Source organism: Candidatus Planktophila sp. (genome assembly GCF_046070465.1).
Taxonomy (GTDB): domain Bacteria; phylum Actinomycetota; class Actinomycetes; order Nanopelagicales; family Nanopelagicaceae; genus Planktophila.
In genome coordinates, this window is the sequence record NZ_JBJTMK010000109.1 from 1 (window position 1) to 2,596 (window position 2,596).

Sequence of the window (2,596 nt, forward strand, 5' to 3'; positions counted from 1 at the left end):
TATTTGTTATCAGAATATCTACGCCTAATTCCTTGCAGAGTTCAATATCTTCGCCACGATCGACGGTCCAGACTGCTACAGATTTACCAAGTTTCTTTAACTTTGAGATGAGTTCTGGATTGCTGCGGACTTCATTGATGCCTGGACCAATTGATGCCGCTGATGTAAATCGCACCAGGGGCCATAGCGTTTTCTTATTCATGAGAAAAGTAGTGGGGATGTTGGAATTCAAGCGTTGTACTTTCTCGACTGCACTCCAACTAAATGACATCACGGATACATCAATCTTCGATAAAACTTTTCTCGTCTTTAATTTTTCTACGAGAATTTCCTCCACTCGATTTCCGCTGATGACTGGATGTTTTGTTTCAATCAAAACACCTTTCCTCTCAGCGAGAGCAATATCAAGAAAGTGATCAAGGGTGAGAATCTGCGGATATGCGCGTTGCACCTGCGCCATACTCATTTCAGCAATTAATCCATCGTGACCTGCTCGCTCCAGCATCGTTGCGTTATGCCAGAGAACCGGCACTTCATCGCGAGTCAATCGAAGATCGCATTCGAAGCCATCGGCACCTTGCGTCACCGCTGCGCGATAGGCGCTCTCGGTCATCTCTGGATAGTCGGCGCTTGCGCCTCTATGTGCGTAGATGAGCATAAGGGTGAGGGTAGCAAAGGCTTAATGAATAGTGACTACCCCATTACGATGGGCACATGAGCGCGCTCTACTTTGCCACCGCAGCAAAATCTGCCGTTGGTCTGGTGCGCGCCGGTAATGAAGATTCTGCACTGACATCTCGATCACTAGTTGCAGTTGCTGATGGCATGGGTGGCCACGCAGCTGGTGAAGTTGCATCTCGTATTGCAATCACAACACTTGCAAAAGAGTCAGAGGTATTTACTAATAAAGATGTCGATACAGAATCGGCAGATGACTTGTTCTCTTCTTCTCTTTTAACTATCGATACAACCATCTCTGAGTATGCAATCGAAAATCCAGAGCTTGCTGGAATGGGCACAACTCTCTCTGCGCTCTTGCTTCGTGCTGGATCTGTTGCTGCGCTCCATGTTGGAGACTCACGTATCTATCGTTTACGCGGGAATACCTTTGAACAATTGAGTACCGATCACACAGTGATTCAAGAACTTCTTGATCAAGGTGCAATCACAGAAGCTGATGTGGCAACTCACCCACAACGCTCAGTTCTTACCCAGGTATTGATGGGAGATAGTCGCAACCATCCTTCACTTTCTATCTATGAGGCAAAGGCAGATGACCGTTTTCTCCTCTGTAGCGATGGTCTTTCCAATGTTTTAGCTGAGAAAGAGATCAAATCAATCCTCAAGGGCAAGGCTCGAGGGGCCGCAGTCGACGCCTTAGTCGATGCTGCATATATAAATGGTGCACCTGATAATGTCACCGTTATCGTTGCCGACGTTCTCGATAACGATATTCAAGAACCACTCACCTTATTAGGAGCTGCAAAATGATGTCCATGCTCCTCGGTGATCGATATTTATTAGGCGAGATGATCGGCACTGGCGGAATGGCTGATGTCTACATCGCACAAGATCAGCGCCTCTCTCGTGAAGTTGCAGTCAAAATTCTTCGTAGTGATCTTGCAAAAGATCCTGCATTCGTCACGCGTTTCCGTAAAGAAGCAAAGGCTGCTGCTGGTCTCAACCATCCTGGCATCGTCGCTGTCTATGATTCAGGAGAAGAACCTGCGCCATACATCGTGATGGAGCTTGTCGCTGGCCACACGCTGCGCTCTTTGATTCATCAAGGAGAGCGCGTCTCTCTTGAAGATGCACTCTCCATGACTGAACAGGTTCTTGCTGCACTTGAGTATTCACACCAGCGCAATATTGTTCATCGAGATATCAAACCCGCAAATATCATGATTGCAAGTAATGGTGATGTCAAGGTGATGGACTTCGGTATTGCACGTGCGATGGATGATCTTGGGGCAACGCTCACAAGTACCTGGAACGTCGTTGGCACTGCGCAGTATCTTTCACCAGAACAAGCTGTTGGTGATGCAGCAGATGCGCGCAGCGATATTTACTCAACCGGTTGCTTGCTCTTTGAATTGCTGACCGGACAACCTCCATTTAGTGGCGAGACTCCTGTATCTATTGCATACCAACATGTTTCAGGTGAGGTTCCATCTGCACGTGCGATTCAACCGGATCTTCCTGCTGATATCGACACCATTCTTAAGGTTGCACTTTCAAAGAAGCCGGAAGATCGATATCAATCTGCGCAATCAATGCTCGATGATTTACTGCGTGTTCATCGCGGACAAGCGGTCACAACTAAGATTGCAGCAAAGCCATTCTTTACTCGTCGTAGTGCCATGATTTACGGCGGTTCATTCATTGCAGCAATCGCACTATCTATCACTGGATTCCTTCTCAGTGGTACGCAAGAGACCGGTCCACTAATTCCTAACGTGGTAGGCCTCTCTGAAGATCAAGCCCGCGGCCTTCTCGATGGATATGTCATCACTATTAAACGCGCTCATGATGGCGCCATTCCTAAAGATCGCGTTGCTAGCCAGAGCCCGCTTGCAACAACTCACGCTCCTCGTGG

General features: G+C 47.7%; 3 protein-coding genes. 2 read left to right on the top strand and 1 reads right to left on the bottom strand.

Going from position 1 to position 2,596, the window contains the following annotated elements:
* Positions 1–658 (bottom strand): glycerophosphodiester phosphodiesterase (locus ACKOVI_RS04970; RefSeq protein WP_509602958.1); only part of this gene is annotated, 658 nt, incomplete at its 3' end.
* A 56-nt stretch (positions 659–714) separates the two neighbouring features.
* Here ACKOVI_RS04970 and ACKOVI_RS04975 point away from each other — a divergent pair.
* Both ACKOVI_RS04975 and ACKOVI_RS04980 read left to right on the top strand, forming a co-directional pair.
* Complete coding sequence (locus ACKOVI_RS04975; RefSeq protein WP_509602959.1) at positions 715–1,491, top strand: PP2C family protein-serine/threonine phosphatase; 777 nt, start codon at positions 715–717, stop codon at positions 1,489–1,491.
* A partial coding sequence (locus tag ACKOVI_RS04980) for a protein kinase domain-containing protein (RefSeq protein ID WP_509602960.1) occupies positions 1,488–2,596 on the top strand: 1,109 nt, incomplete at its 3' end. The genes ACKOVI_RS04975 and ACKOVI_RS04980, both read left to right, overlap by 4 nt.